Source organism: Actinoplanes sp. CA-142083, from assembly GCF_050942195.1.
GTDB lineage: Bacteria > Actinomycetota > Actinomycetes > Mycobacteriales > Micromonosporaceae > Actinoplanes.
This window is the reverse complement of record NZ_CP192076.1, coordinates 1,747,971-1,768,917: the sequence shown is the minus strand read 5'-3', so window position 1 is coordinate 1,768,917 and position 20,947 is coordinate 1,747,971. Positions and strand designations below refer to the sequence as shown.

The 20,947-nt window shown below is 70.9% G+C and carries 19 protein-coding genes, 1 tRNA gene and 1 pseudogene; 10 read left to right on the top strand and 11 right to left on the bottom strand.

Going from position 1 to position 20,947, the window contains the following annotated elements; all coding sequences use genetic code 11:
- Window positions 1–43 precede the first annotated feature (43 nt).
- Window positions 44–805 carry an ABC transporter ATP-binding protein gene (locus ACQPZX_RS08495; protein WP_433376780.1) on the top strand — a complete coding sequence of 254 codons (762 nt, stop codon included), beginning with the start codon at window positions 44–46 and terminating at the stop codon, window positions 803–805.
- Here ACQPZX_RS08495 and mdlC read toward each other — a convergent pair.
- From mdlC to ACQPZX_RS08470, 5 genes are read right to left on the bottom strand one after another with little or no spacing between them, the layout of a single operon-like run.
- A complete protein-coding gene (mdlC, locus tag ACQPZX_RS08490; protein ID WP_433376777.1) occupies window positions 788–2,365 on the bottom strand; it encodes a benzoylformate decarboxylase in 1,578 nt (525 codons plus the stop codon). The genes ACQPZX_RS08495 and mdlC overlap by 18 nt on opposite strands.
- Window positions 2,362–3,156: an ABC transporter permease gene (locus ACQPZX_RS08485; RefSeq protein WP_433376774.1), complete on the bottom strand. Its 795-nt coding sequence runs from the start codon at window positions 3,154–3,156 to the stop codon at window positions 2,362–2,364. Before ACQPZX_RS08485 ends, mdlC begins: the two co-directional genes overlap by 4 nt.
- Window positions 3,153–3,920, bottom strand: coding sequence for an ABC transporter permease (locus ACQPZX_RS08480; RefSeq protein ID WP_433376771.1), 768 nt, complete (start codon window positions 3,918–3,920; stop codon window positions 3,153–3,155). The genes ACQPZX_RS08485 and ACQPZX_RS08480 overlap by 4 nt, the downstream gene beginning before the upstream one ends.
- A complete protein-coding gene (locus ACQPZX_RS08475; RefSeq protein WP_433376768.1) occupies window positions 3,920–4,885 on the bottom strand; it encodes an ABC transporter substrate-binding protein in 966 nt (321 codons plus the stop codon). The genes ACQPZX_RS08480 and ACQPZX_RS08475 overlap by 1 nt, the downstream gene beginning before the upstream one ends.
- 41 nt (window positions 4,886–4,926) lie before the next feature.
- A complete protein-coding gene (locus tag ACQPZX_RS08470) occupies window positions 4,927–5,475 on the bottom strand; it encodes an RNA polymerase sigma factor (protein WP_433376765.1) in 549 nt (182 codons plus the stop codon).
- Window positions 5,476–5,531: 56 nt separating this feature from the next.
- Between ACQPZX_RS08470 and ACQPZX_RS08465 the strand changes: the two genes are divergently transcribed.
- Window positions 5,532–6,863, top strand: a complete 1,332-nt coding sequence (locus tag ACQPZX_RS08465) for a serine/threonine-protein kinase (RefSeq protein WP_433385102.1) — start codon at window positions 5,532–5,534, stop codon at window positions 6,861–6,863.
- On the opposite strand, the gene ACQPZX_RS08460 is transcribed toward ACQPZX_RS08465, so the two are convergent.
- The gene (locus ACQPZX_RS08460; RefSeq protein WP_433376762.1) at window positions 6,854–7,516 is read right to left on the bottom strand and encodes a hypothetical protein; all 663 of its coding nucleotides are present in this window, start codon (window positions 7,514–7,516) and stop codon (window positions 6,854–6,856) included. The two genes, ACQPZX_RS08465 and ACQPZX_RS08460, sit on opposite strands and share 10 nt — an antisense overlap.
- 135 nt (window positions 7,517–7,651) lie before the next feature.
- A complete protein-coding gene (locus tag ACQPZX_RS08455) occupies window positions 7,652–9,028 on the bottom strand; it encodes a cellulase family glycosylhydrolase (RefSeq protein WP_433376759.1) in 1,377 nt (458 codons plus the stop codon).
- 165 nt (window positions 9,029–9,193) lie between these two features.
- On the opposite strand from ACQPZX_RS08455, the gene ACQPZX_RS08450 reads away from it, so the two are divergent.
- Together ACQPZX_RS08450 and ACQPZX_RS08445 are read left to right on the top strand one after the other, a co-directional pair.
- Complete coding sequence (locus ACQPZX_RS08450) at window positions 9,194–11,539, top strand: NEW3 domain-containing protein (protein ID WP_433376757.1); 2,346 nt, start codon at window positions 9,194–9,196, stop codon at window positions 11,537–11,539.
- A 93-nt stretch (window positions 11,540–11,632) separates the two neighbouring features.
- Window positions 11,633–12,082, top strand: a complete 450-nt coding sequence (locus tag ACQPZX_RS08445) for a hypothetical protein (protein WP_433376754.1) — start codon at window positions 11,633–11,635, stop codon at window positions 12,080–12,082.
- Between the two features lie 40 nt (window positions 12,083–12,122).
- On the opposite strand, the gene ACQPZX_RS08440 is transcribed toward ACQPZX_RS08445, so the two are convergent.
- Both ACQPZX_RS08440 and ACQPZX_RS08435 read right to left on the bottom strand, forming a co-directional pair.
- Window positions 12,123–12,716, bottom strand: a complete 594-nt coding sequence (locus ACQPZX_RS08440) for a class I SAM-dependent methyltransferase (RefSeq protein ID WP_433376752.1) — start codon at window positions 12,714–12,716, stop codon at window positions 12,123–12,125.
- A 66-nt stretch (window positions 12,717–12,782) separates the two neighbouring features.
- On the bottom strand, window positions 12,783–13,073 hold the full coding sequence (locus ACQPZX_RS08435) for a hypothetical protein (protein ID WP_433376749.1): 291 nt from the start codon (window positions 13,071–13,073) through the stop codon (window positions 12,783–12,785).
- A 183-nt stretch (window positions 13,074–13,256) separates the two neighbouring features.
- Here ACQPZX_RS08435 and ACQPZX_RS08430 point away from each other — a divergent pair.
- From ACQPZX_RS08430 to ACQPZX_RS08420, 3 genes and pseudogenes are all read left to right on the top strand, one after another.
- Window positions 13,257–13,329: transfer RNA gene (locus ACQPZX_RS08430), tRNA-Asn, on the top strand.
- 103 nt (window positions 13,330–13,432) lie between these two features.
- Window positions 13,433–14,525: pseudogene (locus ACQPZX_RS08425) on the top strand (cation:proton antiporter domain-containing protein); the annotation flags it as partial.
- A 13-nt stretch (window positions 14,526–14,538) separates the two neighbouring features.
- Entirely contained in the window at window positions 14,539–14,985 is a 447-nt protein-coding gene (locus ACQPZX_RS08420) for a CBS domain-containing protein (RefSeq protein ID WP_433376747.1), read from the top strand.
- Between the two features lie 8 nt (window positions 14,986–14,993).
- Here the strand turns inward: ACQPZX_RS08420 and ACQPZX_RS08415 are convergent, their stop codons facing one another.
- Window positions 14,994–16,562, bottom strand: coding sequence for a hypothetical protein (locus ACQPZX_RS08415; RefSeq protein ID WP_433376744.1), 1,569 nt, complete (start codon window positions 16,560–16,562; stop codon window positions 14,994–14,996).
- The gene (locus ACQPZX_RS08410) at window positions 16,559–17,452 is read right to left on the bottom strand and encodes an ATP-binding cassette domain-containing protein (RefSeq protein ID WP_433376742.1); all 894 of its coding nucleotides are present in this window, start codon (window positions 17,450–17,452) and stop codon (window positions 16,559–16,561) included. The genes ACQPZX_RS08415 and ACQPZX_RS08410 overlap by 4 nt, the downstream gene beginning before the upstream one ends.
- A 196-nt stretch (window positions 17,453–17,648) precedes the next feature.
- On the opposite strand from ACQPZX_RS08410, the gene nhaA reads away from it, so the two are divergent.
- The 3 genes from nhaA (at window position 17,649) to ACQPZX_RS08395 (ending at window position 20,946) form a co-directional block, all read left to right on the top strand.
- Window positions 17,649–18,968: a Na+/H+ antiporter NhaA gene (gene nhaA / locus ACQPZX_RS08405; RefSeq protein WP_433376739.1), complete on the top strand. Its 1,320-nt coding sequence runs from the start codon at window positions 17,649–17,651 to the stop codon at window positions 18,966–18,968.
- A gap of 72 nt (window positions 18,969–19,040) precedes the next feature.
- Complete coding sequence (locus ACQPZX_RS08400; RefSeq protein WP_433376737.1) at window positions 19,041–20,336, top strand: SLC13 family permease; 1,296 nt, start codon at window positions 19,041–19,043, stop codon at window positions 20,334–20,336.
- Window positions 20,337–20,394: 58 nt separating this feature from the next.
- Window positions 20,395–20,946, top strand: a complete 552-nt coding sequence (locus ACQPZX_RS08395) for a CGNR zinc finger domain-containing protein (protein WP_433376734.1) — start codon at window positions 20,395–20,397, stop codon at window positions 20,944–20,946.
- Window position 20,947 lies beyond the last annotated feature (1 nt).

Sequence of the window (20,947 nt, the reverse complement as noted above, 5' to 3'; positions counted from 1 at the left end):
CGCGGCCGACTCGAATGTGGAGACGAAGACGTACGGTTAATCCATGCTGGAGATCCGCGACCTCGCGCACAGCTATGACGGGCATGTCGCGCTGAGCGGGGTGACGCTGCGGATCGAGCCGAAAACCCTGGTGAGCATCGTGGGGCCGTCGGGCTGCGGCAAGTCGACGCTGCTGCGGTGCGTGGCCGGCCTGCAGGAGCCGTCGGGCGGCGAGGTGCTGCTCGACGGCGAGCCGATCATCGGCGTCCCGGGCGATCTCGCGGTGGTCTTCCAGGACTACAGCCGTTCGCTCTATCCGTGGCTGACCGTCCGGGACAACGTGGCCCTCCCCTTGCGGCGACGCGGCCTCGACAAGACGGCCCGGCGGCAGAAGGCGGTCGAGGCGCTCGAGTCCGTCGGATTGAAGAGCCAGACCACCAGATACCCATGGCAGCTCTCCGGCGGCATGCAACAGCGCGTCGCCATCGCGCGGGCCCTCGCCTTCCACCCCAAGCTGCTGCTGATGGACGAGCCGTTCGGCTCGGTCGACGCGCAGACCCGCGAGGACCTCGAGGATCTCCTCCTCAAGATCCGCGCGGGCAGCGACATGACGATCCTGTTCGTCACCCACGACATCGACGAGAGCGTCTACGTCGGCGACCGCGTGGTGGTGCTGGGCGGCCCGCCCGGCCACGTCGCCGCCGACCTCCCGGTCACCCTGCCGGGCCCGCGCGAGCAGATCGCGACCCGGGAGCTGCCGGAGTTCGTCGCTCTGCGTGCCGAGGTGGGCCGCCTGGTCCGCGGCAGGCTAGTAGAGCGTCGCTGAGGTCGTCCCCACCGGCACGTCCAGCACGTAGGGCCCGTCGTGAGCCAGCGCCGTCTCCAACGCTCCGGACAACTCGGTCGACCGACTGACACGCCCCGCAGCACATCCGAACCCCCGCGCCAGCGCGACGAAGTCCAGCGCGGGAAGATCGGTTCCAGGCACATCCCGTACGCCGATCCGGCGCCCCAGAGCAGCGACCGCCTCGTATTTCGCGTTGTTCAGCACCACCACGGTCAGCTGAGCCTTCTCCCGAGCGGCCGTCCACAGTGCTTGGACGCAGTACATGGCCGAGCCGTCCCCCACCACGCAGACCACTCGATCCCCGGCGAGCGCCCGCCCCACCGCGACCGGCAGTCCCCACCCGAGCGCCCCGCTCCCGGTCGACACGTAACCGCGGGGCCGGGTGATCGGGACGTACTCGTGCAGCGCGTCCTTGTGCGAGGGCGCCTCTTCCACGAGCACCGCGTCTGAAGGCAGCGCCCGCCGCAACGCCTCCAGAACCGAGGTGGCCTGCATCGGATCGCCCAGGGCTGGCGCCGCCGGCCGGGCGAGCACGGGCGGATCCGCCCGCCCCGACGCCGGCTTCACCAGCCGCGCCAGCTCGGCCACCCCGGCCCGCACCGTGGTCAGCACGCTGGTGCCCACCGCCGCCCGGGCGGCCGCACCCGGATCGCAGTCGAGGTGGAACAAACGGGCGCCGTCGGGAAGAACCGGCCCGTCGGTGTGCACGTGATAGGTGAAGACCGGCGCGCCCAGCACCACGACGACGTCGTTGTCGGCGAGCAGCGACGCGATGCTCGACCGCACCGGCGGCAGGTAGCCCCGGAACAGCGGATGGTCCTCCGGGAACGCCGCGCGGCTCGGCATCGGCGCCGCCCACACGGCGGCCCGCACGGTCTCGGCCAGCGCGACGGTTGCCTCCCAGGCGTCGTCCTCGTCCACGCCAGGCCCGGCCACGATCGCCGGCGCCCGCGCCGCGCTCAGCGCCTCGGCGACCGAGGCCAGCGCGGCCGGATCCGCCACGAAGTCCGACCGCACCGAACGCACGGGCACCGGATCCGCCGGGGCGTCCCAGTCATCCTCCGGAATGGACAGGAACACCGGCCCGCGCGGCGGCATCATCGCCACCCGGTACGCCTCCGCGAGCGCCCCCGGCACCGACAAGGCGCTCTCCGGTTGATGGCTCCATTTCACGTACGGGCGGGGAAAAGTCGCCGGCTCGTCGGCCGAGAGGAACGGCCGGGTCGGCAGCATGGCGCGGGTCTGCTGCCCGGCGATCACCACCAGCGGCACCCGGTCCCGGTATGCGTTGAACACCGCCCCGAGCGCGTGCCCCACCCCGCCCGCGGAGTGCAGGCTGACCAACTGCGCCTGTCCACTGCCGATCGCGTACCCGGAAGCCACTCCCACCGCCGACGCCTCCTGCAGCGCCAGCACGTACCGGAAATCGGCCGGCCAATCGCGCAGCATGCGCAGTTCCGTGGAGCCCGGGTTGCCGAACCAGGTCGTCATGCCGGCTTGCCGGCAGACGTCGAAGAAAGCCTCGCGAACGTCCGTCATGTCGCTGCCTCCGCCTTCCGTGCCGAGAGATGCCAGCTCAGGGCCCGCCGCTCCACCGCCAGCAGCATCATGTTGAGTACGTATCCCAGAATGCCGAGCAGCACGATCGCGGCCCAGACCGTCTCGTAGTCGAATCGCGTGGTCGCCTCGACCAGCTGGAACCCGATGCCGTCGGCCGCGCCCGGCTGCAGCTCGGAGAAGACCATCAGGATCAGCGACAGCGAGAGCGCGAGCCGCAGCCCGGCGAAGAGCTTCGGCATGGTGGCCGGCAGGATCACGAAGGCGAGCCGCTCGGGCCCGGTCAGCCGGAACGCGCGCGCCGTCTCGATCTGCAACGGCTCGACCGTGCGTGCGCCGTCCGCCGTGTTGAGCAGCACCGGCCACAGCACGCTGAAGACGATCGACGCGATCTGCATGGGCGCGCCGAGCGAGAACAACACGATCAGCACCGGGACCAGCGTGGGCGGCGGAATCGCGCGGAAGAACTGCAACACCGGATCAAAGATCTCGTACGCCCAGAGCGAGCGCCCGATCGCGACGCCGAGCACAGCCCCGAGCAGTGCGCCGCCGAGAAACCCGAGCGCCAGCCGACCGAGGCTGGGCAGCACGTTGCCGATCGCCCCGTCGGTGAGGAACAGCCGCGTCACCGGGCCGGAGAACCACAGGTCGTACATCCGCCGCACGATCGTGGCCGGGGTCGGGAAGAAGGGGTCGGCGGCCGCGGCGGTGGCCACCTGCCAGGCGGCCACCGCCAGCGCGAAGACCAGCCACCGTTGCGCCAGGCGGTTCATCCGGGAGTTCCGTTCCGGTACGCCCAGAAGAACAGTCGCCGTTCGCCGCCGCGCAGCAGGGCGTTGATGGCGAGGCCGAGCGCCCCGGCCCAGACCGTCGCCGCGAGCGTGTCGGTCGTGCCGCCCGGATAGTTCGAGGCCGACGCGATGAAGATGCCGATGCCCTCGCCGAACCCGCCGAACATCTCGGCGGTGACCGCGAGGATCAGCGCGACCGCCGCGGCCATCCGCACCCCGGTGGCGATGAACGGCGCGGTGGCCGGCACGGCGACCCGGCCCAGCACCGCGAGCCGGCCGAAGCCGAACGCGCGCAGGGTGTCCCGGGCGACCGGGTCGACGTCGCGCAGGCCGTAGATCGTGTTGAACAGGATGGGCCAGACCGCGGCGTACACGATGACGGTGAGCTTCATCTGCAGGCCGGTCCCGACCAGCATGGCGACCAGCGGGATCAGCGCGACCGAGGGGATCGGCCGCAGGAACTCGACGATCGTGGTGACCGCGCGGGCGATCGGCGGGATGGTGCCGAGCACCAGGCCGAGCGGCACCGCGACGGCGGTGGCGATCAGCAGGCCGAGCGCCCAGGCGGTGAGCGTCGCGCGGACGTCGGTGAGGAACTCACCGTCGACGGCGAGCTCGCCCGCCCGGGCCAGGATCGACGAGGCCGGCGGCAGGAAGTCGCGGTGCACGATGCCGGCCCGGCCGAGCGCCTCGCTCGCCAGCAGCACCACCAGAACTCCGGACAGGCCGCGGAGGATGCGACCCATCAGGGCTGGAACACGATTGTCGTGGCGTCGATCCGGTTGGTGAGCTGGCCCTGCTCCTTCATCAGGTCGATGAGCTTCTGCAGGCGCTGCGGGTCGTTCGCGGTCGGGAAGCCCGGCATGGTCAGCTTCTTCGCCACCGCGGGGTCGACGTTGCGGATGTAGCTGGGCAGCACCTCTTCGACCTTCGTCCGGTCGCCGGCGGCGATCCCCTGGGCCTTGGCCAGCGCCCGCTGGAACGCCGCCGCGGTCTTGGGGTACTTCTTGGACCACCCGTCGAGCGCGAAGTAGCCGTCCATCGGGATGCCGGTCACCGGCGCGGCGCCGCCGTCGACGGCCATCCGCGCGCCCAGCTTGACCTCGGCGTCGGTGAGGAAGGGCTCGTTGACGTGGATGGCGTCCAGGTCGCCCTTCTGCATGGTGGCCGCCATCTGCGGGAAGACCACCTGGCGGTATTGGATCTGGGCCGGGTCGACGCCGTTCTGCTTCGCGATCGCGTTGAGCGTGATCGCCTGGATGTTGTTGAGCACGTGCACCGAGACGCTGTGCCCGGCGAGGTCCTTGATGGACTTGATCGGTGAGCCGGGCATGACCAGCACGGCCATGAACTTGGGCGTGAGCGTGGTGCCCTCGGCGATCAGGTTGATCGGCAGGTCGCCCTTGTCGTGCCCCAGCAGCATCGACGCGTCGTTGGCGAAGACGAGGTCGATCGCGCCGTTCTTGAGCGCCGGGTACGCCTGCGGCGAGGCCTGCACCGGCTGCGTCTCGACGGTCAGCCCCTCGGCCTCGAAGAGCTTCTCCTTGACGGCGATGTAGTAGGGAGCGTTGGTGACCAGCGACAGCATGGCCACCTTGATCTTCGATTTCTCCAGGCCCGAGCCGCTCGCCTGCGGGTCGTCCGAGTCGCCGCACGCGACCAGCAACGAGGCCAACAAAAGGAGCACGGCGGGAATGCGGATCCGATTCATCGTTTCTCCTCCCCAAGGAGACGAATCACCGGAATATAGCCCTATCCCAACGGCAAAAGATATTCACGCAGGTCAGTACGTGCCTGATGGATTCGGGACTTGACCGTGCCGACCGGGATGCCGAGATGCCCGGCGATCTCGGCGTAGTCGAGCTGGCAGACGTCGCGCAGCACGAGCGGCGCCACCAGGTCGGGCCGGCGCGCTTCGAGCCGCTCCAGCGCGTCCAGGAAGTCGAGCCGCGAGCCGGCGATCACGCTGGTGGTGCGCGGGTCGGGCCGGTCGAGCTGCGGCGCCTCGTGCGCCTGCTCGACGGCGCGGCGCTTGAGCGACCGGTAGGTCTGCCGCGCGCTGTTCGCCACCACCACGTACAGCCAGGTGGTGAACAGCGACCGGCCCTCGAACCGGTCGATCGTGCGTGCGACCTGCAGCAGCGCGTCCTGGCAGGCCTCTTCCGCGTCCTGGAAGCAGGGCAGGAACCGGGCGCAGCGGCGCAGCACGTTCGGCCGGATCGCGGCGAGTAGCTCGTTCAGCGCCGCGGCGTCGCCGGCGGCGGCTCGCCGGGCCAGCGCCTCCAGACGGTCATCCCCCATGATCGATCCCCCCGTTTTCCCCCATGGTGCGATGACCGCACAATATCTGCGTGTCGATGCCGGCCCGGATCGGGCGCTACCGGGTGGAACGACGGCTCGGCGCGGGCGCGTTCGCGACGGTCTGGCTGGCCGAGGACGAGCAGCTCGAGTCCCAGGTCGCCATCAAGGTGCTCGCCGACAACTGGGCGCACCAGGCGGATGTGCGCGCCCGCTTCGAGCAGGAGGCGCAGGTGCTGCGCCGGGCCGACTCCGAGCGGCTGGTCCGCATCCACGACTACGGCGAGCTCCCCGACGGCCGGCCGTACCAGGTGATGACCTACGCCGACGGCGGCACGCTGGCCGAGCGGCTCGCCGCCGGTCCGATGCCGGTGCGGTCGGCGCTGCGCATCGCGGCGGACATCGCCCGGGCCACCGCCGACCTGCATGCGTCCGGCGTGCTGCACCGCGACCTCAAGCCGTCCAACGTGCTGTTCGGCACGGTCCGCGGCGCCGAGCGGGTCATGGTGGCCGATCTGGGGCTGGCCAAGGCGATCGCGTACGCCTCGGGTTTCACGGTGGTGGCCGGGACACCCGGGTACATGGCCCCCGAGCAGTCCCGGCCCGGCGGCGGCCTGGACGTGCGCGCCGACGTGCACGCGATCGGCGCGATGACGTACCAGATGCTCACCGCCACCACCCCCGATGGCGCCGCGCTACCCCCGTCGAAGCGCCGCGCCGGGGTCTCTCCCGCGGTCGACCGGATCGTCCTGCGCGCCCTGGCCGCCGACCGCGACCGGCGCTGGCCGACCGCCGACGCCCTCGCCGACGCCCTCGAGGAGGCGGCCGAGGCGCCCGCCCGCCGCCGCAACCGGGCCCTGCAGCTGGCCGGCCGGACGACCGGCCTGCTGGTCGCGGTCGCCGGATTGGCGCTGCTGAGCGGTGCGGTGCCGGAGTGGGCGCTTGCCCACTCTGAGTGGGCAAGCGCCCACTCAAAGGGCTGGACGCGGGTGGCCGACTCGACGGGGACGATCTCGGTGGCGGTCCCCGAACAGTGGGCCGGCCAGGCCCGGCCGGCCGGCTGGAATCCGGCCGCGGTGGGCCTTCCCGCCGGGACGAGTCCGGGGCTGGCGGTGGCCGCCGACCTGTCCTCGTGGGGCGAGGAGTACACCGGCGGGCCGGGCGTCTTCGCCGGCGCCGCCGGGGGTCTCGAGCGGGCGACGCTGCCGGTACACGACCGGTGCGCACGCTCGGAGCGCGCGATCCCGGGCGGCCGGGTGACCCGCTGGACGAACTGCGCGGGCACCTCCATCTCGTACAGCGAGGTGGTGGTCGGCGGGATCTATCTGCAGATCAAGCAGGTGGGCGCGGAGGACCTCACCGACTCGATCGTGGGCGGGCTTCACTCGTAGCAGTCCTGGTTCTTGTACTGCAGGGTGAGCTCGACGACCTTGCCCTTGTTGATGACGATCCGGTAGGTGGCCTTGTCGTTGCCGGGCACGGCGGCGTATCCGCGGCCTTCGGCCTTCGGGTTCTCCACTTCGGCGTTCTTCCAGTCCGGGTACGCCTTGAACAAGGCCGCCGCGGTGCTGCCCAGGTGGATGCCCTCCGGCGTGCGCATGCTCCCGTCGTACGCGTCGATGATCTCCACCCCGAGAGTGGACGAGACCATGACGAAACCGCGGTCGCTGCCGGAGGCCTTGAGGTGGGTGTTCTTGACGCAGCCGGGACCGAACGGGCCGGTGGTCACCCACGGGTCGATCAGGCCGGTGGCGCTGGCGGCATCGGCGGTCATGCCGAGTTTCAGCTTGCCGTAGCCGTTCGGGCCGAGCCGGAGCGCGGCCGCCGTGGTCGCGGTCCTCGTCGGCGTGGCGCTCGCCGACGCGCTCGCCGGAGGGCTGGTGGGCTCGCTCGTGGTGGCCGCGGAGGTGACGGACGGGGACGGGCTGCCGGTCACCGGGCCGGCGGTGCCCGTGACGGTCTGCACGCCGCCCTTGTCGCAGGCGGCGGTGACGAGAAGCGCGGCCGGCAGGGCGACGACGGCGACGAGACGGGCGATACGCATGGTGGTTACCTCTCTTCTGGGTTTGCCACACAGTGCGATGCGGCCGTCCGCGGTCGAGTTCGGTAACCGAGGTAACAGACTTATAACAGCCGAGGCCCGGCCGGCGAAACCGCCGGCCGGGCCCCCGAGGAAAGATCAGCTCGCCGAACAGCTCAGCGTCGGAACGCTGTTGGTGCTGTTGTTCCAGGAGCCGAGGAAGCCGAAGGACGTCGTGCCCCCGGCCGAAAGCTTGCCGTTGTAGCTGACGTTCCTGGCCGTCACGGCCGAGCCGCTGCTGGTCACCGTGGCGCTCCAGGCCTGCGACACGGTCTGGCCGTTGGCGTACGTCCAGGTCACCGTCCAGCCGTTGATGGCGCTGCCGCCGGCGGTCACCTTGATCTCGCCCTGGAAGCCGGACGGCCACTGCCCGGTGATCGCGTACGCGGCCGTGCAGCCGCCGCCGCTGGGCGGCGTGGTCGGCGGAGTCGTGGGCGGCGTGGTCGGCGGGGTCGTCGGCGGCGTGGTGGGCGGCGTGGTCGGCGGGGTCGTCGTCGAGGTGCCGAAGATGGTGGCCTGCTTCGAGGTGGCCTTGATGCCGTTGGCGCCGTTGACGATCCGCTGACCCCAGGTGGTGAGCTGGGCGGGGTTGAAGCTGGTGGTCATGTCGAGGATCGGGTCGGTGTTGCCCGACCACGACCAGCCGATGTAACCGATGCCCCGGGCGACCGCTTCCTTGAGGATCGTCTGGTCGTCGACCTCGCTCGAGGAGAACTGCCAGCCGAACTCGCCGATCACCAGCGGCCAGCCCTTGCTCTTGAAGGTGTCCAGGTAGGACGTGATCGACGAGGCCGTGTTGAAGACCGCGTACATGTGGATCGAGAGCACGGTGTTGTGCTGGGTGTCGGCGTCGAGGATGGTCTGGCCGTTGTCCCGCATCGTGTACTGCCAGTCCTGGCCCCAGTTGGGCGCGTCGATCATCAGCATGTGCTGGAAGCCGTTGCTGCGCATCTTCTGGATGGCCGCGACGGTGGCGGCGGTCCACTGGCTCGGGTTGTTGTTGCCGATCGGCTCGTTGCCGATGTTGATGATGACGTAGTCCTCCTGGCCGACCAGCACGCTCTTGAGGCCGATCCAGTAGTTCACCGCCTGGTCGAGGGTGTAGGCCGCGCCGTCCTCGCCGTACCCGGTGGTGTCGTGGTCCTCGAGGACGCAGATCATCTTGTTCGCCTTGCACAGCGAGATCACGTTGGCCACGTCGGAGGCGCTGTTGGCGGTCCACCGGCCGCCGCTGAGCACGACCCGGACGGTGTTCGCGCCGGTCGCCTTGATGTTGGCGAACGAGCTGGTCTGGTTCGTGTACCAGGTGTGCGCGTGGTTGATGCCACGCATGATGAAGTTGGAGCCGTTGGCCTCGACGACGTTCGTGCCGCTGATGTGCAGGCCGGTGGCCGCGTAGGCGGGACTGACGAACATGACGACCGAGGCGGCGAGGGCGGCGAGGACCGCGACGAGGATGCTGAGCTGTCTTTTCATGACCAGCCTTCAATGACGGGGGAAGGGGACAGTGCGCACCCAGCCCGCCGCGCATGCAGCAGTGCTCGCCCTCGGGATTACGTGCTCAGAAAACTACCCACCTCATCGCCGCCCGTCAATGGGAGCGCTTCCATAGACAGACATTGATGCGTACGGTTGGGGGCCATGCGCAGACTCCTGGTGACCGCAATGCTTGCGACGCTGGCTGTTCTCCCCGCCTCGCCGGCGCATGCCCTCCCCGACGGACAAGCCCTCACCCCGCCGATGGGGTTCAACGACTGGAACGCGTTCGGCTGCGACGTCAGCGAGCAGCTCATCAAGGAGACGGCGGACCTGTTCGTCGCCGAAGGACTCAAGGACGCGGGCTACCAGTACGTCAACATCGACGACTGCTGGGCGCTCAAGGAACGCGACCCGGCGACCGGGCGGCTCGTGCCCGACCCGGTGAAGTTCCCCTCGGGAATCGCGGGCACCGCGGCGTACGTGCACGGCAAAGGGCTCAAGCTCGGCATCTACGGCGACGCGGGCACGAACACCTGCGCCGGCTACCCGGGCAGCCTCGGGCACGAGGACCTGGACGCGCAGACCCTCGCCGACTGGGGTGTGGACTACCTCAAGTACGACAACTGCTACAACGAGTCCGACGGGTCGCAGGCCGACTACATCCGGCGGTACACCGCCATGCGGGACGCGCTCGCGAAGACCGGGCGGCCGATCGTCTTCTCGATCTGCGAGTGGGGCACGTCGCATCCGTGGACGTGGGGCGCCGACGTCGGCCACTTGTGGCGCACCACCGGCGACATCAGCGACAACTGGCCCTCGCTGAAATCGATCATCGCGCAGAACGTGGCGCTGGCGCCCTACGCCGGCCCGGGGCACTGGAACGACCCCGACATGCTCGAGATCGGCAACGGCGGGATGACCGACACCGAGTACCGGACCCACATGAGCATGTGGGCGATGATGGCGGCGCCGCTGATCATCGGAACCGACCTGCGCGAGGCGTCGCCGGCGACGCTGTCGATCCTGACCAACCGCGACATCATCGGCATCGACCAGGACCGGCTCGGGACGCAGGGCTGGGTCGTGTCGGACACGAACGGCCTGCTGGTGCTGGACAAGCCGCTCGCTTCCGGCGAGCACGCCATCGCGCTCTACAACTCGACGGACTCGCTGGCCACGGTCGGTGTGGCCGCCTCGGCAACAGGGTTGCCCCGAGCTGCGGCGTATCGGTTGCGCGACGTCTGGACGGGCGCCGTGACCCAGGCGCGCCGCACCATCGAGGCGGCGGTTCCCGCGCACGGCACTGTCGTTTATCGCGTACGGCCGTCCGGCCCCTCCGCTTCGGCGCCGGCCGTCACCGTGGCCGGGAGCAGTGGGACGCTCGTGCCCGGGACCGGTAGCCCGCTCGCCACGACCGTCACCAACCGTGGCGCCGGCGCCATCACCGACGTCCGGCTCTCGGCTTCCGGCCCGTCGGGCTGGACCGTGACTCCGGCACACGTCCGCCGGCGGGCGCTGAACACGGACGAGTCGCTCAGCGGCGACTTCTCGCTCACCGCGCCGGCGGGGACGGCCGCCGGGTCCTATCCGGTGACGATCTCCGCCTCGTACGTGTGGGGAGGCCGCCACCGGACGACCGGCGCCAGCACCCTCATGGTGAATGTCGTCAACGCGCCGCCCGCCGGGCGGCGGCACCTGAGCACGGTGCAGGCGGCCTCGGTGAGCGGGCCGGTGTTCTACGACCAGAACAGCTCGGGCAACCTCATCTCGATCGACTCCCGGGTGTACGTGCGCGGGATCGGGACCACGGCGCCGGCCACGCTCACCTACTACCTGGGTGGAATCTGCCAGAGCCTGACAGCCGACGTCGGGGCCGGATCGTTCCAGGTCTTCGCGGACGACACCGTCGCCGCGTCGGGCTCGTCGACGACGCTGACCGCGAACCTGACCGGCGCGACCTGGCTGCGGCTGGTCACCACCGGGACGGGCACCGCCGACTGGGCCGCGCCGGTGCTCTCCTGCGGCGCGGTCGCACCGGACAGCCCGATCCAGCCGGCGTCGCGGACGCTGTTCTCGTTCGAGTCCGGCACCGACGGGTTCGGGATCGCCAACGCCGACGGGGGCGGTTCGGTCGAGCCGTCGGCCGCCTTCAGCACCGACGGGAGCGCGGGGCTGCTCGTGCACACCCCGGTCAACGGGAACTGGTTCGGGCTGGCGCTGCCGTCGCCGCTCGACCTCGCCGGGGCGCCCGGGCTCAAGTTCGACATGCGGGTCGAGACGCTGGGCAGCGTCGGGGAGATCGCGGTGCAGGTGGGTGACGCGTACACGTGGTGCCAGGGCGGGCAATGGACCTGGACCAACCCCGGCGGGAGCCGGACCGTCGCGCGCAGCTGGGACGACATCGCCTGCCCGGGCGGGGTGACCCTCGACCCGGCGGACATCCGGGCCGTGTGGGTGTTCCTGAACACGGGAGGGGACGTCGCGATCGACAACGTCCGGGCCGAGTAAGTCTCAGTCGGCGGATATGCCGGGCATAGCTTGCCGACAGGTCCCGCCCGCACCTTCGAGTGGTGCAGCGCACCCCAGAAGGAAGGACGGACGATGACGACTGATCAGGTCGCACCCCGGCAGGAGCCGGTCACGGCGCCGATCGAGGGCCTCGCGCCGGCGGCGGCCTCCCCGCAGCCGGAGGCCGTCGCGGGCGAATGGGTCCCGCCCAGCGAGGGCTGGGCGTCCGTGCCCGCCGAGACCACTACCGGGCCGGCGTCGTCGGGCGCCGGCCGGTGGACCGGGAAGAAGGTGATCGCGGCGGTGGCCCTCACGGCGGCGCTGGCGGGTGGCGCGGGCTTCGGCATCGGCATGGCGGTCGACAGCGGGAGCGGCGCGTCGCAGCAGGGCGGGCCGGGCGGCGGCTTCGGCGGCGGCAACGGCGGGCCGGGCGGCGGCATGGGCGGCGGCGGCTTCGGCAACCAGCAGGGCACCCAGGGCGGCACGCAAGACGGCACGACTCAGCAGGGCGCCGTGCCGGACGGGACGGCCTCGACTACCTGACCGTCGGTTTCCGGGCGGCGGCGCTGGCGGGTGCCGCCGCCTACGCTTCTCGCACGAGGAGCGCCACGAGGAAGTCGGACCCGGGGGTGAAGGGGCGCAGGTCCCAGGTGCCGAGCAGCAGCTCCGGCCGCAGCCCGGCGGTCGCGGCGTCGGCGAGGAACGCGTCGAACGCGTACCCCCTCTCGGCCCCGAAACCGACCGCGAGCCGCCCCTCGGGGCGCAAGTGGGCGCCCAGCCGGCGCAGGATCTCCACCCGCGTCGACGGCGCCACGAAAGTGATCACATTGCCCGCGCAGACCGCCGCGTCGAAACCGCCCGGCAGGTCGAGCTCGGTGAGGTCGCCGACGTGCCACTCGCCCTTGGGGTGCTCCTCCCGCGCCACCGTGATCAGCTCGGGATCGAGGTCGACGCCGACCACCTCGTGGCCCGCCTCGAGCAGGAACCCGCCCACCCGGCCGGTGCCACAGCCCGCGTCGAGGATCCGCGCGCCCCGCCGCACCATGGCGTCGATCATCCGAGCCTCGCCGCCGAGGTCCATGCCGCCGGCCGCGAGGTCGCGGAACCGCTGGACGTACCGCCGGGAGTGCCCCGGATCCGCCGACACCATCCGGAGCCACTTGTTCTCGTCGGTCATGAGCCCACCGTAGGACGGCGAAACGGCCGCCCCGGAAGCGGGGCGGCCGTTCGGTCGAGCGAGATATCAGACGGTCCCTGGGGACTTGGTGTTCGAACCGGCCAGCGAGTCGGCCGGGTCTGTGCTCGAGGCCACGTGCAGTTTCTCGCCCAGCTTGGAGGACTGCAGCTTGTCCTTGCCCTCCGAGTAGAGCTTCGTGGCCTGCGCCTGGGCCACGCCGGCCGCTTCCTGGACCGTGGGACTCTCCCAAACTTTCTTGGCGTTGTCCCGGATCTCCTCGTACTTCTCCCGGCCGGCACGGCTGCCCAGGACGAAGCCCGCCGCGAGGCCGGCGAGGAACATCAGCTTTCCGCGCATGATGGCGGCTCCTTCCGTACGTGACGCGCGCGCGTCTCTGAGGCCCATACCCATCCTGCCGGGAACGTACTCCCGCACCAGGTGTTTCACTCGGGCGCGGCGCGCCCGGGCAACCCCTTCGCGCAGATGGCCGGGGGTCATGTACTCTGTTCCCCGGCACCGAGCAAGGCGGGTGCCGCGCGATCCCCCATAGCTCAATTGGCAGAGCAGCCGGCTGTTAACCGGCAGGTTTTTGGTTCGAGTCCAAATGGGGGAGCTTTTCCCAGGTCAGACTGCATTTGACGCCGTCGTCGCCGTTGTCATCGGCGGCTCGCGCACCCTCAAGGCCGGCGGCTGATTCGTCGTGGATCGGGGCGCCCGTGCTGCTGCTGACCTTCGCTGTCGTCCTTTTCCTCGCGGTGCTGGTGTCGGCGCTGGCGAAGCGCACGATCCTGTCGACCGCGGTGCTGTTTCTGGCGGCCGGCATCATTCTCGGCTCCGACACGACCGGCGTTCTGGACGTGCGTTCCGATTCGCCGATCGTGGGGACGCTCGCCGAGCTGGCCCTGTTCGCGGTGTTGTTCACCGACGGCATGCGAGTCGGCTGGGCCGATCTGCGGTCGGCCTGGCGGCTGCCCGGCCGTGCCCTCGGCTGGGGCCTGCCGCTGACACTGGCGGTGACCGCGGTGGCGGCCCACTTCGTGGCCGGTCTGGACTGGCCGGAGTCGCTGCTGATCGGCGCGATCCTGGCCCCGACCGATCCGGTGTTCGCGTCGGCGCTGGTGGGCAACGACAAGGTGCCGGCCCGGCTGCGGCATCTGCTGAACGTGGAGTCCGGGGTCAACGACGGGCTGGCGCTGCCGTTCGTGATCGTGTTCCTGGCGGTGGCGGCCGGCTCCGACGACCTGCACCTCGGTGAGTTGGCCCTGGAGGTCACCGGCGGGCTGGCCATCGGCGTGCTGATCCCGCTGGTGGCGATCCTGCTGGAGCGCAGCCGGTTCTTCTCCGCGTCGCCGGCGTACGAGCCGCTCAACGGCTTCGCGATCGGGCTTCTCGTGCTGGCCGTGGGCAAGGCGACGCACGCCAACCTCTTCCTGGCGGCGTTCGCGGCCGGCATCACGGTGGCCACGTTCGGCCCGCGGCAGCGGGCGACGTTCGAGCACTTCGGCGAGAACATCGCCGAGCTGTTCAAACTCGCGGCGCTGCTGGTGTTCGGCGCGCGAGCAGGCGGCGGCGATGTGGTTCGGCCCCAAAGGTTTCGCGTCGGTGGTGTACGGCCTGCTCGTGCTGGAGTCCGGGATCACCGCGGCGGACACGTTGTTCCACCTTGTCGCGCTGACGATCGTCTTGTCGATCGTGCTGCACTCCTCGACCGACGTGGTGGTGGCGCGGGCTTTCGACGACGAGGCCGACACGCCGGCGTGGCACGGCGTCCTGCGCCGCACGCTGCGCTCGGCCCGTCGCGGTCAAGGACTACCGTCATGTCATGCGCGCACGCGATGTGGCGAGGCCGTTCAGCACGGTGACCGAGTCCACCTCCGCCCGGGAGGCGGTCACGGTCCTCGCGGCGCAGGATCTGCCCGGTCTGGTGGTCGTCGACGGGCGAGGGCGGCCGCTGACCGTGCTGGCCGGCACCCAGGTGCTGAGGATGGCCTTGCCTTCCTACTGCCAGGACGACCCCGCGCTGGCCAGGGTGGTGGACGAGAACGCCGCCGACCTGATCTTCGAGGGCCTCGGGGACCGGACGGTCGCCGAGTTGCTGCCTCGCAGCCGGCCGGAGCTGCCGGTGGTGGCCCCGGAGGCGACCGTCCTGGAAGTGGCCTCGGTGATGGCCCGGTCCAACGTGCCGCTGGTCGCGGTCGTCGGCGCCGACAAGGTCATGACCGGCGTGATCACCCTGGACGGGCTGCTCGACCGCATGCTCGGCACCTGAGGCGGGTCTCATCCGAACAGATCTCGCCTGCGGTAGGCCCATAGTCCGGCGCCGGCGAGCGCCACGCTGACCGAGACCATGACTGCCTCCGCCGTGAGGCTCACCGGCGCCAGCGGGGCGGGCGAGAGGTGGGCGTAGGGAGAGATGCCGCGGACCCAACCGGGCGCTCCGATGCTGTCGGCGACGGTGTACAGCAGGAACCCGCCGACGGTCGGTAGCGAGCCGAGCGCGATGACCGCGCGGGGCGCGCAGCCGACGGCGAGCACGGCCGCACCGAGACCGAGCAGCGCGACCGGCAGCGCGTTCCAAGCGCCGCGCAGGGCTGCCGCCATGCCCAGCTCGCCACCCGCCACGGCGACCCCGGCCCAGGTGGCGAGCGCGGCAACGGTGACCAGGAACGCCATCCCGGCGGCGGTCACCGCCATCTCGGCGGCGAGCAAGCGTTCGCGGCTGACGGGTTGCGCGGCGATCAGGACCAGCCGCCGGTCGGCCTCGGCGGCGACGAACGCGGCCAGCCGCACGACGGCGAAACCGGCGACGGGCAGGGAGAGCAACCCGAAGACGGCGGCGGTAAGCCCTTCGATCTGGTCGAGGCCGCCGAATCCCGCTTGTCCAGCCATGTCGGCGATGGTGCTGTTCTGCGCCATGAACTCGGTGACGGCAACTCCGGTGAGCCCGATCACCAGGAAATAGGCGATCACTCCCGCGGTCCAGGCGGTCAGCGGCAGCAGCATTCGGCGCAGGGCGAACGCCTCGACGCTGCCGAGCGGACCACGCGTGGCGGTTCGTGCCGCCGTGCGGCGGATCAAGCCGTCACCGGCGTCGCGGCGCCCGGCCAGGAGCACGGCCGTTGCACCGAGCGCGGCGCTGACGGCGAGCAGGAGCAGCAGCGGCAGCGGGCGGTTGTCCCGGTACGGCGAGCTGAGCTCGAGCAGGCCGAGCGGGGACGTCCAGCGCAGCCAGGCCAGGCCGGTGATGCCATCGCCGGCCATGCGCACCAGCAGGCTGACGCCGAGTACCGCGACGGCGGATCCGGACGCGGTGGCTCGCGAGGCGAACAGCTGTGCGGTCAGCGCTGCGGTCGCGGTGCAGAACAAGCCGATCGCGGCGATGCCGGCGCCATGGACGACGGCGCCCGCCGGCCGGTCGGCGGTGAGCGCCAGCGCGGCGGTGACGGCGCCGCCCGTTGCCGTGGCGGCGACGGCGACACCGGCCACGTGCCGCAGGGTGATGCCGCGCAGCGATACCCGGCCGGCGAGCAGGAGATCCCATCGGTGGGCTTCCTCGGCGCCGCGGGTGATGCGCGTCGTGGTGAGGATCGCCCAGATGCCGAGCAGGACGGCGATGACCGTGCCCACGCGCCAGACGGTGAATCCGCCGGCGTGGTCGAGGGCGACCGGTTCACCGAACAGGGTTCGGATCGCGGCGTTGCCGGCGATGCCGCGCAGCCCGGCGGCCGCCGCCGGGTCGGCCATGACTCCGGCGTAACTGGCTGCGATGAAGGCGGTGATCCCGGCGCAGACGACGGCGACGGTTGCGGCGCCACCACGGATCTGCCGGACGGCGAGGCCGGTCATCGGCCTGCCTGCTCGCCGTAGTAGTCGAGGAAGATCTCCTCGAGGCTGGGCTCGCGCATCGCAAGGGCGGTGACGTCGGCGCCGGCGAGCGCCCGCAGCGCTGCGGCGGGCGGTCCGGTCAGAGTGAAACGCAGACGATGGTCGCCGTTGGTCTCGACTGTCTCGATGCCGGGGACGCCGGACAGCCGTGGCGGCGCGCCGGTGTAGGTGACCGCTACTTCGTTGCGGTGCAGGGCACGGAGTTCGGCGACAGCGGCGACTTCGACGAGCCGCCCGGCACGCAAGATACCGACGCGGTCGCAGACAGCCTCCACCTCGGCGAGCTGATGGGAGCTGAGGAACACGCTCTGTCCGCGCTCGCGAGCGGCGGTGACGGCGTGCCGGAACTCGCGTTCCATCAGCGGGTCCAGGCCGCTGGTGGGCTCGTCGAGCACCAGCAGGCGGGCCCGGGTGGCGAACGCGGCGATCAGGGCGACCTTCTGCCGGTTGCCCGTCGAGTAGGTGCGAGCCGGCTTCGACGGGTCGAGCTCGAACCGTTCGACGAGTTCGTCGCGGTAGGCGCGATCGATGCCCGGCCCGGTGGCGGCCAGCAACTCCAGGTGTTCGCCGCCGGTCAGCCGCGGCCACAGGGCTACGTCGGCCGGTACGTAGGCCAGCTTGGCATGTGCGGCGACCACGTCGGCAGCGTCGGTGCCGAAAACGCGGATCTGTCCCGCGGTGGGGCGGGCGAGTCCGAGCAGCATGCGGATGGTGGTGGACTTGCCGGCGCCGTTCGGGCCGAGAAACCCGAAGACCTCACCCGCCGCGACCTCCAGAGTGAGATCGTCGACGGCGGTCAGCCGCCCATACCGTTTGGTGAGGTGGACAGCGCCGACCGCGGCAGCGTTCATGACAGGCGAGCCTTTCCAGCAGACAACGGTTCATGACCGCCGACCAGACTTCCCGGCACACCTGGCAGTCACCGTACTCCCGTGCCGCCACCGCGGACGCGTGGTCGTAAGTCCCGCACCAGGTAGGCTTGCCGGCAGGTGCGCCGGGAAGTCTGGTCGGCAACGTCGTTCACCGACCAGAAAACCTGGAGCCGCCGTGCCTGACTTCTCTCGTCCGACGCCGTCCCTGCTCGGGCGCGGATCATGGCCCGAGGTGCGCCGCATCGCCGACGTGCTGCGCAAGGAGACCATCGGCGGGGTGCTGCTGCTGGCCGGCGCGCTCGTCGCGCTGCTGTGGGCCAATTCGCCGTGGTCCGACCGATATCACGCCTTGACGGAGCTGACGGTCGGTCCGGCCGCGCTGCATCTCGATCTGAGCCTGGTGACCTGGGCGGCCGACGGGCTCCTGGCCATCTTCTTCTTCGTCGCCGGCCTCGAGCTGAAGCGTGAGTTCGTCGCCGGCGATCTCCGCGACCCGCGCCGTGCCGCGGTGCCGGTGGCCGCCGCGGTCGGCGGGGTGATCGTGCCGGCGGTGTGCTACTTGCTGGTCAACTGGGGTGGCGCCGCGAAGGGATGGGCCGTTCCGACCGCCACCGACATCGCCTTCGCGCTGGCCGTGCTGGCGGTCGTCGGGCGGAGCCTGCCCGCCGCGCTGCGCACTTTCCTGCTGACGCTCGCCGTGGTCGACGACCTGCTCGCCATCGTGATCATCGCAGTCTTCTACACGGCGCATCTGTCCGTGCTGCCGCTGCTGGCGGCGCTGATCCCGCTGGCCGCGTTCACCGCGCTGGTGCAGCGGCGGGTGCGGTCGTGGTGGCTGCTCCTGCCCCTGGCCTTCGCCACCTGGTCGCTGGTGCACGCCTCCGGGGTGCACGCCACGGTCGCCGGGGTTCTGCTCGGCTTCGCCGTTCCGGTCTTGACACCGGCGGAAGATCACTCGGGCCCCGGCCTGGCCGAGCACTTCGAGCACCGGTTCCGCCCGATCTCCGCCGGCATCGCGGTGCCCATCTTCGCCCTGTTCTCCGCCGGCGTGACCATCGGCGGCCTCGACGGGCTCGGCTCGGCGCTGTCCGATCCGGCCGCGATCGGCATCATGGTGGGCCTGATCGTCGGCAAGCCCATCGGGGTCCTGTCGGCGACGTGGCTGATCGCCCGGTTCACCCGGGCCCGGATCGACGCCGGCCTCGCCTGGATCGACATGGCGGGACTGGCAGTCCTGGCCGGTGTCGGCTTCACCGTGTCGCTGCTGATCGGGGAACTGGCGTTCGGCATCGGCAGCGACCGCGAGGACCATGTGAAGATCGCCGTGCTGTCCGGCTCGCTGGTGGCGGCCCTGCTGGCCTCCCTGGTTCTGCTCGCCCGCAACCGCACCTACCGCCACCTTCGCGCCGAAGAGCAGGTCGACCGGGACGGCGACGAGATCCCCGACGTCTACCAGCAGGTCGAGCGGACGCGGGAAGAGCCGGGCGTCGGCTGATAGGTTGATCCTGGTGTGCCGGGAAGTCTGGTCGGCGATCGCTGACGGCTGACCGAAACCGGGGAAACACAGTTGAGCGCCATCGCCTGGACCGCCGTCGCGGTGTTCGCCGTCGCGTACGTGCTGATCGCCACCGAGAAGCTCAACCGGGTCACCGTCGCCCTCGGCGGAGCAGCGATCATGCTGGCCCTGGGCGCTACCGACGCCGAGCACGCCTTCTTCTCCGAAGATGCCGGCGTCGACTGGAACGTCATCTTCCTGCTGCTGGGCATGATGCTGATCGTCGGTGTGCTCAAGCGCACCGGCGTCTTCGAGTACTTGGCGATCTGGTCGGCCAAGAAGGCCCAGGGTCGCCCTTTCCCGATCATGGTGATCCTCGTCCTGGTCACCGGCGTGGTCTCCGCCGGACTCGACAACGTGACCACCGTGCTGCTGGTCGCCCCGGTGACGCTGCTGGTCTGCGATCGGCTCGGCGTGCCGCCGGTGCCGTTCCTGATCGCCGAGGTGTTCGCCTCCAACATCGGCGGCACCGCGACCCTCGTCGGCGACCCGCCCAACATCATCATCGCGAGCCGGTCCGGGCTGAGCTTCAACGACTTCCTCGCCGTGCTCGCGCCGTTCGTCGCCGTCGTGCTGGTCGTGTTCGTCCTGCTGTGCCGGATCATGTTCCGTAAGGCGTTCCGGTACGACCCGGAACGCGTGTCCAAGGTGATGGCGTTGCGCGAACGCGATGCGATCCGCGACCCCCGCCTGCTCGTGATCAGTCTGTCCGTGCTGGCCGCCGTCCTCGCCGCGTTCGTGCTGCACACCCTGCTCGATCTCGAGCCGTCCGTGGTGGCGCTGCTCGGCGGGCTGCTGCTGCTCGCGCTGTCCCGGCTCGATCCCGCTGAGGTCGCCCGCGAGGTGGAATGGCCCACGCTGATCTTCTTCGCCGGACTGTTCGTCATGGTCGGCGCGCTGGTCAACACCGGGGTGATCGACCAGATCGCGCACGCTGCGACCGGCGCGGTGGAGGGCAAGTTGTGGCCGGCGACGATGCTGTTGCTCTGGGCGTCGGCCGGGCTCTCGGCAATCGTCGACAACATTCCGTACGTGGCCACGATGAGCCCCATCGTCGCCGAACTGGTCGACGGCTCGGGCGGTCTCGGCAAGGCCCAGGTGCTGTGGTGGGCGCTCGCCATCGGCGCCGACTTCGGCGGCAACGCCACCGCGGTGGGCGCCTCGGCCAACGTCGTCGTCCTCGGCATCGCGGGCCGGGCCGACCACCGGATCACCTTCTGGGAGTTCACGAAGTACGGCCTGATCGTCACCGTCATCTCCGTCGCGCTGGCCGTGCCGTACCTGTGGTTGCGGTTTTTCGCCCTGTGAGACCTAATGGGCACGTGCGGTCTTGAAGCATTAGCAGCTGAGGGCTAGCGTCCCATCTGTGCTGCTTGAAGACCTTCAGCGGGCCGGCTTCCCCATGGGCGGCGAGCCGCTCGTGGCGATCGACCTCGCGGACACGGTGATGCTCGCCGTAAACCCGCCCATCGACCTGCTCTCCTCCGAACGGGCCGCGACTGCCTGGTGGGAGCTCCAGGCGCCGCGGCTTCCGGTGGGCCCGGCGCCGAGCCTGGCCGAGACCCGTCGGCTCCGGGCCGCGATCCGTCACCTGATCGAGGCACGAGACCTCGACCCGGGCGCGATCGACACACTCAACGCGATCGCGGCCCAGGCGCCGGCCAGCCCCCGCCTCTCCGCCGACGGCCTCCGCGAGACCCGCTGGCACGGCGGTGACGCCCGGCTCGCGGCCGTGGCCGGGGAGGCGATCGCGCTGCTGGCCGACTCCGAGCGGCTCGATCTGCTGCGCCGCTGCGCCAACCCGGCCTGCTCGATGCTGTTCCTGGCCGAGAACAAGCGTCGCCGCTGGTGCGCGCCGAACGTCTGCGGCAACCGGGTGCGCGTCGCCCGCCACCACGAGCGGCATCGGCCGGCCTGAC

Bases quoted from the DNA above. Each gene is read 5' to 3' on its own strand.
- ACQPZX_RS08495 (WP_433376780.1), top strand. From the start codon at position 44: ATGCTGGAGATCCGCGACCTCGCGCACAGCTATGACGGGCATGTCGCG.
- mdlC (WP_433376777.1), bottom strand. From the start codon at position 2,365: ATGACGGACGTTCGCGAGGCTTTCTTCGACGTCTGCCGGCAAGCCGGC.
- ACQPZX_RS08485 (WP_433376774.1), bottom strand. From the start codon at position 3,156: ATGAACCGCCTGGCGCAACGGTGGCTGGTCTTCGCGCTGGCGGTGGCC.
- ACQPZX_RS08480 (WP_433376771.1), bottom strand. From the start codon at position 3,920: ATGGGTCGCATCCTCCGCGGCCTGTCCGGAGTTCTGGTGGTGCTGCTG.
- ACQPZX_RS08475 (WP_433376768.1), bottom strand. From the start codon at position 4,885: ATGAATCGGATCCGCATTCCCGCCGTGCTCCTTTTGTTGGCCTCGTTG.
- ACQPZX_RS08470 (WP_433376765.1), bottom strand. From the start codon at position 5,475: ATGGGGGATGACCGTCTGGAGGCGCTGGCCCGGCGAGCCGCCGCCGGC.
- ACQPZX_RS08465 (WP_433385102.1), top strand. From the start codon at position 5,532: ATGCCGGCCCGGATCGGGCGCTACCGGGTGGAACGACGGCTCGGCGCG.
- ACQPZX_RS08460 (WP_433376762.1), bottom strand. From the start codon at position 7,516: ATGCGTATCGCCCGTCTCGTCGCCGTCGTCGCCCTGCCGGCCGCGCTT.
- ACQPZX_RS08455 (WP_433376759.1), bottom strand. From the start codon at position 9,028: ATGAAAAGACAGCTCAGCATCCTCGTCGCGGTCCTCGCCGCCCTCGCC.
- ACQPZX_RS08450 (WP_433376757.1), top strand. From the start codon at position 9,194: ATGCGCAGACTCCTGGTGACCGCAATGCTTGCGACGCTGGCTGTTCTC.
- ACQPZX_RS08445 (WP_433376754.1), top strand. From the start codon at position 11,633: ATGACGACTGATCAGGTCGCACCCCGGCAGGAGCCGGTCACGGCGCCG.
- ACQPZX_RS08440 (WP_433376752.1), bottom strand. From the start codon at position 12,716: ATGACCGACGAGAACAAGTGGCTCCGGATGGTGTCGGCGGATCCGGGG.
- ACQPZX_RS08435 (WP_433376749.1), bottom strand. From the start codon at position 13,073: ATGCGCGGAAAGCTGATGTTCCTCGCCGGCCTCGCGGCGGGCTTCGTC.
- ACQPZX_RS08420 (WP_433376747.1), top strand. From the start codon at position 14,539: ATGCGCGCACGCGATGTGGCGAGGCCGTTCAGCACGGTGACCGAGTCC.
- ACQPZX_RS08415 (WP_433376744.1), bottom strand. From the start codon at position 16,562: ATGACCGGCCTCGCCGTCCGGCAGATCCGTGGTGGCGCCGCAACCGTC.
- ACQPZX_RS08410 (WP_433376742.1), bottom strand. From the start codon at position 17,452: ATGAACGCTGCCGCGGTCGGCGCTGTCCACCTCACCAAACGGTATGGG.